We start from the raw sequence: 7,147 nt of genomic DNA, 5'->3' as shown, positions 1-7,147 counted from the left end.
GTTACTGATCCCTGTGGAGGGGCTTGCTCCCGATAGCGGTGGTTCAGTTAGTGCAGCTTTGACTGACACACCGCCATCGGGGGCAAGCCCTTCCACATTTCGTTCTGTGGTGTGTCAGTGTCTGCAATTTTTCAATAGCCCCAACGACTTTCTCATTTGCCCAGCTGCCCCGCCCATGGCCTGATTCGCTCTTGTTCACTCAAGGCCCGCCCATGGAAACCGTTCACGCAAAACCCACCACCGCCGTCTGGCTGATGATCAGCGTGGTGCTGGTCGCCCTTAATCTGCGCCCATCGATGGCGGCCGTGGGGCCGTTGTTATCGTCGATTCGCGCTGATGTGCCGTTGAGTTTCAGCAGCGCGGCGTTGCTGACCATGCTGCCGGTGATGGCCATGGGGCTGGCGATGTTTTTTGGCATGGGCCTGGCCAAGCGTTTTGGCGAGCACCGCAGCATTGTGCTGTCGCTGGGGGTGATTGGCCTGGCGACGTTGTCGCGGCTGTTCCTCGACTCGGTGCTGGAGTTGATTGTCAGCGCCATCGCGGCGGGTATCGGCATTGCGCTGATCCAGGCGTTGATGCCGGCAATGATCAAGTCACGCTTCAGCGCCAACGTGTCGCTGTTCATGGGCCTGTACGTCACCGCGATCATGGGCGGGGCGGCGTTGGCCGCTTCATTCGCGCCCTTCGTGCAGGTGCAGACCGGCAGTTGGCGCATCGGCCTGGCGTTCTGGGCCGTGCTGGCTTTGCTGGCGCTGGTGTTCTGGTACGCCCAGCGGTCGACATTGCCACCATTGCCCCAAGCCAGCGCAGGCCCACAGGAATCTTTTTTCGGCAACCGCCGCGCCTGGTTGCTGGCTGTGTTTTTTGGCCTGGGTACCGCGTCCTACACCTGCGTGCTGGCGTGGCTGGCGCCGTACTACGTCGAACTGGGCTGGAGCGAACAAAGCGCCGGTTTACTGCTCGGTTTCCTGACGGCCATGGAAGTCGTGTCCGGCCTGGTCACCCCAGCTATCGCCAACCGACGCCAGGATAAACGCGCTGTAGTCGCGGTGTTGCTGGTGCTGATCATCGCCGGTTTCTGCGGCCTGATCCTCAGCCCGCAACACCTGAGCCTGGTGTGGCCGTGCCTGCTCGGCCTGGGCATCGGCGGGCTGTTTCCGATGAGCCTGATCCTGTCCCTCGACCACCTGGATAACCCGCGCCGCGCCGGTGGCCTCACCGCGTTCGTGCAAGGCATCGGCTACCTGATCGCCGGCGTGTCACCGTTGATCGCCGGGATGATCCGCGACCAGTTGGGCAGCTTCGAGTGGGCCTGGTGGTCGCTGACGGCGGTGGTGGTACTGATGTTGCTGATCGTCACGCGCTTCAATCCCACGCACTATGCGCGACACATCCACTGACGTCGTGTTGCGAACAGTATTTGTCCCACACAAAACATAGAAACGACCTACAGAGCTTTCTATTGGCACGTCCGTTCCGTTAAGCTTTTTGCGCTTGTACCGCGTTCGGTACATCGGATTGACGGATGGAATGGATGCTAAACAGTAACTCGCTCAGAAAGCTCGATATGCAGGACTTGATGGTGTTCATCGCCGTCTACGACCAGAGCAGCGTGACCGAGGTGTCAGAGACGCTGTTCGTCAGCCAGTCCACCGTGAGCTACAGCCTGAAGAAGCTGCGTACCAGCTTTGAAGACGAGCTGTTTATCAACACGCGCGCGGGCATGCGCCCGACGTACAAGGCCACCAGTATGTATGGCCATGTGCAGAAGATCCTCGAAAGCATCAACCTGTGCCACGCCGGCAGCCAGGCGTTCGACCCGACCCAGAAGGCGGTGACCTTCAATGTGTGCGCCCCGGAATACTTCGAACAGTTGGTCCTGCCGCGCCTGTTGAAGCACTTCGACCGCGCCGACCTGCCAGTGATCGTCAATGTGCACAAGCTGGAAACCGACATCCCCGTCGACGATCTGCGCGAAGGTCGCCTGGACCTGGCGATCTGTTTCGGCCCGCACTTTCATCGCGCTCACAAAGACCTCAAGACCCAGATGCTGCTGGAGGACGACCTGGTGTGCGTCTTCGACAAACGCTCGGCGCCCCGGGAGCCGGCGTTCAGCCTGCAATCCTTCGTCGAACGGCGTCACGTCTTCCCCACGCCGTGGACCTCGGACAGCAACATGATCGATGGCTGGCTGGCGCGCCATGCCCACAAGCGCCAGGTGATCGCCCGGGCCAACAGTTACAGCGCGGCGTTGAAGATGATCACCGGCACCGACTTTATCGTCACCCTGCCCCGCCGAGTGCAAAAGCTGTTGGCGCCGACGACGGTGTTCGGCCACTGCGAAGCGCCCAACGGGCTACCGGGGTTCACGCTGGAGATGCAGTGGAACGAAACCAGTGAGCAGGACAGCGCCAATACCTGGTTTCGCGAACAGGTGGTGAAGGTGTGTGGGACCGTAGATGCAAGCTGCAAGTTGCAAGCTGCAAGCCACAGCCCCCCATCGCTCTTAACTTGAAGCTTGCAGCTACTAGCTCCCGACTGCCGCCTTGCTATAGGTATCGCGATCCATATCGCGTAATTCGACACTCAGTTGCACCTGCACGCCCTCGGGCCATGGGCCGAGGTCCTGCAACACCGCGAGCAAGCTTTGCGACAATTGCTGTTTGACCTGCGGCGAACGCCCGCTGAGCAAGGCCAGGCGCGCCGCCACAAACCCACGCTCGTTGAGGCCGGTGCCCACGCGAAAGCTGTCGACCTGGACGGCCCGGCTCTTGATGTCGAACTCGGCGCCGAACTGACCGGAGGCCACCAACGCATGGTTCAAGCGCAACAGGGCCTTGTCGGTGTCCAGTTGCGTCAGGTTGGCGGTGTATTCCAAGTGCAGGTGTGGCATGGCGGGCTCCGAGGTTTTTATAGGACGGTTCCTACATATACCACGGATAAATAGCTCAGGCCTTTGCCACCAGGTTTCGATCACTCATAAACGCTTCCAGCCGCGAGCGTACCCAACGCTCCGCCGGGTCGGTGTCCACATGGCTGAGCCAGACCATGGATAAATCCAGGGTCGGCGTCTCGAACGGGAATGGCTCACAGAACAGGTTGCCCGACACCGCCATGGCTTCGGCGGTGTAGTCCGGCAGGCTGGCGATCAGATCGGTGCCGGCCAGCAAGGCGGGCAACGCGCTGTATTGCGGCACCGACAACACCACGTGGCGCTTGCGGCCGATCTCGGCCAGCCACTCATCGGCGAACCCCGACACGTTGGCCGTGTGCGACACCAGCACGTGGGGGCGTGAGCAGTATTCATCGAGGGTCAGCGGCGCATCCGAGGCATCGGCACGCAACAGGCGCGGGCGGATATGGCGCAGCAACTTGCGCTTGGCATTCGCCGGCAGACCACGGGTCTGGGTGATGCCGACGGTGATATCGCCGGAGGCCAACAGGTCGGGGATACGCCAGTAGTCCACATGCTGCACCACGAACACCACTTGCGGCGCCTCCTGGCGCAACGCGCGCAACAGCGGCGGCAGCAGGCCGAACTCGACATCGTCGGACAGGCCGATGCGAAACGTCATGGTGCTGATGGACGGGTCGAAATCGTGGGTCAGGCTCAGGGCCGACGACAGCGAGTCCAGCGCCGGCGACAGGTGCTGGATGATCTCTTCGGCCCGTGCAGTGGGTTCCATGCGGTGGCCGACACGAATAAACAGCGGGTCGTTGAACAGCGTACGTAAACGGTTGAGCGCCGAACTGATGGTCGGCTGGCCCAGGAACAGCTTCTCGGCCACCCGGGTCACGTTGCGCTCAAGCATCAGCGCTTCGAAAACCACCATCAGGTTGATGTCGGCCTTGCGTAATTCATTGCGATTCATCGGCGCCTGCCCCTAACCCACGACAAGCGGCAGTGTAGAAAGGCCGACGGGCTGCGTCTATGTGCCTTCACGATCAATGGGGCACGCTCTCAGGCATCGAACAAGAACGACGACTGTGAACGGCTTCAGCGATTGATAATCTGCATGCATCAATAAATCCAAATCTTTCACTTATCATTTCTAAATGTGTCAGCCACTATCCGTAGTCTTAAGCGAAACAAGCACTTTAAAAAGAACGCTGGAGACACAACAACATGACTAGCCCTGCTCAGCCTGATTCTGCCCGCTCCAAAGTGGGTGCGGTTTTCCGCGTCACTTCGGGCAACTTCCTCGAACAGTTCGACTTCTTTCTGTTCGGCTTCTATGCCACCTATATCGCTGCCGCGTTCTTCCCCGCCGCTAATGAGTTTGCGTCATTAATGATGACCTTCGCCGTGTTCGGCGCAGGCTTCCTGATGCGTCCATTGGGTGCGGTGATTCTGGGTGCCTACATTGATGACGTCGGTCGCCGCAAAGGGCTGATCGTGACCCTGTCGATCATGGCCAGCGGCACGCTGCTGATCGTGCTGGTGCCGGGTTATCACACCATTGGCCTGTGGGCCCCGCTGCTGGTGCTGTTGGGCCGTCTGTTGCAGGGCTTTTCAGCCGGTGCGGAACTGGGCGGTGTGTCGGTGTACCTCGCCGAAATGGCCACTCCGGGCCGCAAAGGCTTCTACACCAGCTGGCAGTCGGGCAGCCAGCAGATTTCCATCGTGGTCGCCGCCGCACTGGGCTATGGCCTGAACGTCTGGATGGAACCCGCCGTGGTGGCCGATTGGGGCTGGCGCATTCCGTTCGCCATCGGTTGCGTGATTATCCCGTTCATCTTCGTGCTGCGGCGCAACCTGCAGGAAACCGAAGAATTCGCCAAGCGTCAGCATCGTCCCACCATGCGTGAAGTCATGGCGACCCTGGTGAAAAACTGGACCATGGTCATCGGTGGCATGCTCATGGTGGCAATGACCACCACCGCGTTTTACCTGATCACCGTGTACGCACCGACCTTCGGCAAGACCGTGCTGCAACTGAGCACGTCCGATGCCCTGCTGGTGACCCTGTTGGTGGCGGTGTCGAACTTCGTATGGCTGCCGATCGGCGGCACCTTGAGCGACCGCTTCGGCCGTAAGCCGGTACTGGTTGCCATGACTGTGCTAACCGTTCTCACGGCTTATCCAGCACTGTCCTACGTGGTCAATGCACCGAGCTTCGCCCACATGCTGGAAACCCTGCTGTGGTTCTCCTTCCTCTATGGCATGTACAACGGCGCCATGATCCCGGCCCTCACCGAAATCATGCCGGTGGAAGTGCGCGTGGCGGGCTTCTCCCTGGCCTACAGCCTGGCGACCGCCGTGTTCGGTGGCTTTACCCCGGCGATCTCCACCTGGTTTATCCACATCACCGAAGACAAAGCCTCGCCGGCCTACTGGATGATGTTCGCCGCGCTGTGCGCGCTGTGTTCGACCCTGGCTCTGTATCGCCGCGCCAACAGCCGTGGCCAAGTGATGCAGGAGGCACTGCGATGAAGGCGCTGTTCAAGACGCTGACCGCCCTGGCTTTTGGCGCCCTGGCGCTGACGGCCCAGGCCGAAGAAATCAAAGTGATGACTTCCGGCGGCTTCACAGCGGCCTATAAACTGCTCGGCCCGCAATACGCCAAACACAGCGGTGACACCCTGGAGACCATCCTCGGCCCATCGATGGGCAAGGCGCCGGAAGCGATTCCCAACCGCCTGGCTCGGGGCGAACACGCCGACGTGGTGATCATGGTCGGTTATGCCCTGGATGAATTGATCAAACAAGGCAAGGTCGACCCGGCGTCCCGTGTGGAACTGGCCGACTCGCGCATCGGCCTGGTGGTGAAGGAAGGCGCAGCCAAACCGGCGATCGGCACCGATGCCGAGTTGAAGGCGGTGCTGAGCAACGCCAAGTCCGTGGCGTACTCGGACAGCGCCAGCGGTGTGTATGTCGAGAAAGAGTTGTTCAAGAAACTTGGCATGCCCGCCAAAGGCACCATGATCGAACGTCTGCCGGTGGCCGAGCAGGTCGCCAAGGGTGACTACGAAGTGGGCCTGCAACAGGTGGCGGAATTATTACCGGTAGCGGGCGTGACTTATGTGGGCAAAATCCCTGAAGACGTGCAGTCCGTGACGCGCTTTGCGGCGGGTATTCCGGTGAACGCCGAACACCCGGCCCAGGCCCGGGAACTGCTGCAGTTCCTGGCCTCGCCCGAGGCCCAACCGGCGGTGCAATCCACCGGCCTGGACTCGGTGTCACGCTGACCGAAACGGCATCTCCCGCACCAACCGCTCCAACTCCAGCGCCGCGGGCGGCAACGTCCGCCCGCGCGCTTGATCAAGCCCACGTTGCGCATCACCTGCGGCTCTACCAGCGGCACACTCACCAGAATCGGGTGCTCGCACGCCGGCATCGCAATCGACGGCACCATCGCCACGCCCAGCCCGGCCTCCACCAGCCCGATCATGGTAGTCACGTGGTGCGTCTCGCAGATACTCGGTTTTTTTACGCGTATGCCACGCAGGGCCTGGTCCAGCAGGAAGCGGTTGCCCGAGGTTTTATCCACCGTGATGTAGTCGTGTTCGTAGGCCTCGGTCCAGGTGACGCTGTCGCGCTCGGCCAGCGGGTGATCACGCCGGCAAGCCAGCACATAACGCTCCTGCAGCAGCAATTCGAACTCCACTTCATCAGCCAGACTGCCGCTGAAACTCACGCCGAAATCCGCCTCGCCGGTTTCCACCGCTTTGCACACCTCACCAGCACTGGCATCCAGCACCCGCAGGCGAATTTTCGGATACAGCTTGTGAAATTCGGAGATCACATGGGGCATGAAGTAATACGCGGTCGACGGCACACAGGCGATGGTGACATTGCCCATGCGCGTGGACGCGACGTTGCTGATGCCCATCAGGGCGATGTCGAGATCGTCGAGCATGCGCTCGACCTGGGGCAGAAACGCGCGACCGACCATGGTCAGGCTGACCCTGCGGGTGGTGCGCTCGAACAGCTTCACATCCAGCGCGGCTTCGAGTTTTTCGATGCGTCGACTGAGCGCCGGTTGCGAGATCCGGATGGCTTCGGCAGCGCCGCGAAAACTGCCCTTGTCTACCACGGCGCGGAAGGCTTGGAGGTCGTTGAGGTCGAAGTTGATGATCACGGGAGGGGCCAGGTGGTCGAGGTGCAGCGATTATCGTATGGGCGCTGTTGAGACGCCATCGACAC

General features: G+C 61.1%; 6 protein-coding genes and 1 pseudogene. 4 read left to right on the top strand and 3 right to left on the bottom strand.

Annotated features, from left to right (window positions below):
- Positions 1 to 212: 212 nt before the first annotated feature.
- Both JWR98_RS10665 and JWR98_RS10660 read left to right on the top strand, forming a co-directional pair.
- The gene (locus JWR98_RS10665; RefSeq protein WP_078731999.1) at positions 213 to 1,400 is read left to right on the top strand and encodes a cyanate transporter; all 1,188 of its coding nucleotides are present in this window, start codon (positions 213 to 215) and stop codon (positions 1,398 to 1,400) included.
- Positions 1,401 to 1,534: 134 nt separating this feature from the next.
- A complete protein-coding gene (locus JWR98_RS10660) occupies positions 1,535 to 2,515 on the top strand; it encodes a LysR family transcriptional regulator (protein ID WP_205489980.1) in 981 nt (326 codons plus the stop codon).
- Between the two features lie 12 nt (positions 2,516 to 2,527).
- On the opposite strand, the gene JWR98_RS10655 is transcribed toward JWR98_RS10660, so the two are convergent.
- Both JWR98_RS10655 and JWR98_RS10650 read right to left on the bottom strand, forming a co-directional pair.
- Positions 2,528 to 2,893, bottom strand: coding sequence for a 5-carboxymethyl-2-hydroxymuconate Delta-isomerase (locus JWR98_RS10655; protein ID WP_078731998.1), 366 nt, complete (start codon positions 2,891 to 2,893; stop codon positions 2,528 to 2,530).
- Between the two features lie 55 nt (positions 2,894 to 2,948).
- Entirely contained in the window at positions 2,949 to 3,872 is a 924-nt protein-coding gene (locus JWR98_RS10650) for a LysR substrate-binding domain-containing protein (protein ID WP_078731997.1), read from the bottom strand.
- A 254-nt stretch (positions 3,873 to 4,126) separates the two neighbouring features.
- Here JWR98_RS10650 and tcuC point away from each other — a divergent pair, with 254 nt between their 5' ends.
- On the top strand, positions 4,127 to 5,434 hold the full coding sequence (gene tcuC / locus JWR98_RS10645; protein WP_205489978.1) for an MFS transporter: 1,308 nt from the start codon (positions 4,127 to 4,129) through the stop codon (positions 5,432 to 5,434).
- Positions 5,431 to 6,189, top strand: coding sequence for a substrate-binding domain-containing protein (locus JWR98_RS10640; RefSeq protein ID WP_205489976.1), 759 nt, complete (start codon positions 5,431 to 5,433; stop codon positions 6,187 to 6,189). Before tcuC ends, JWR98_RS10640 begins: the two co-directional genes overlap by 4 nt.
- On the opposite strand, the pseudogene JWR98_RS10635 reads toward JWR98_RS10640, so the two are convergent.
- A pseudogene (locus JWR98_RS10635) lies at positions 6,181 to 7,082 on the bottom strand (LysR family transcriptional regulator). The gene JWR98_RS10640 and the pseudogene JWR98_RS10635 sit on opposite strands and share 9 nt — an antisense overlap.
- Between the last annotated feature and the right edge of the window lie 65 nt (positions 7,083 to 7,147).

The organism is Pseudomonas lactucae (assembly GCF_016937615.1).
Lineage (GTDB): Bacteria > Pseudomonadota > Gammaproteobacteria > Pseudomonadales > Pseudomonadaceae > Aquipseudomonas > Aquipseudomonas lactucae.
Note: the sequence above shows the minus strand (reverse complement) of the source record. Positions and strands in the feature narration are given on the sequence as shown.

What these genes read in the sequence shown, in the direction of transcription:
- JWR98_RS10665 (WP_078731999.1), top strand. Translation starts at nt 213, where the DNA reads ATGGAAACCGTTCACGCAAAACCCACCACCGCCGTCTGGCTGATGATC.
- tcuC (WP_205489978.1), top strand. Translation starts at nt 4,127, where the DNA reads ATGACTAGCCCTGCTCAGCCTGATTCTGCCCGCTCCAAAGTGGGTGCG.
- JWR98_RS10640 (WP_205489976.1), top strand. Translation starts at nt 5,431, where the DNA reads ATGAAGGCGCTGTTCAAGACGCTGACCGCCCTGGCTTTTGGCGCCCTG.
- JWR98_RS10655 (WP_078731998.1), bottom strand. Translation starts at nt 2,893, where the DNA reads ATGCCACACCTGCACTTGGAATACACCGCCAACCTGACGCAACTGGAC.
- JWR98_RS10650 (WP_078731997.1), bottom strand. Translation starts at nt 3,872, where the DNA reads ATGAATCGCAATGAATTACGCAAGGCCGACATCAACCTGATGGTGGTT.
- JWR98_RS10660 (WP_205489980.1), top strand. Translation starts at nt 1,535, where the DNA reads ATGCTAAACAGTAACTCGCTCAGAAAGCTCGATATGCAGGACTTGATG.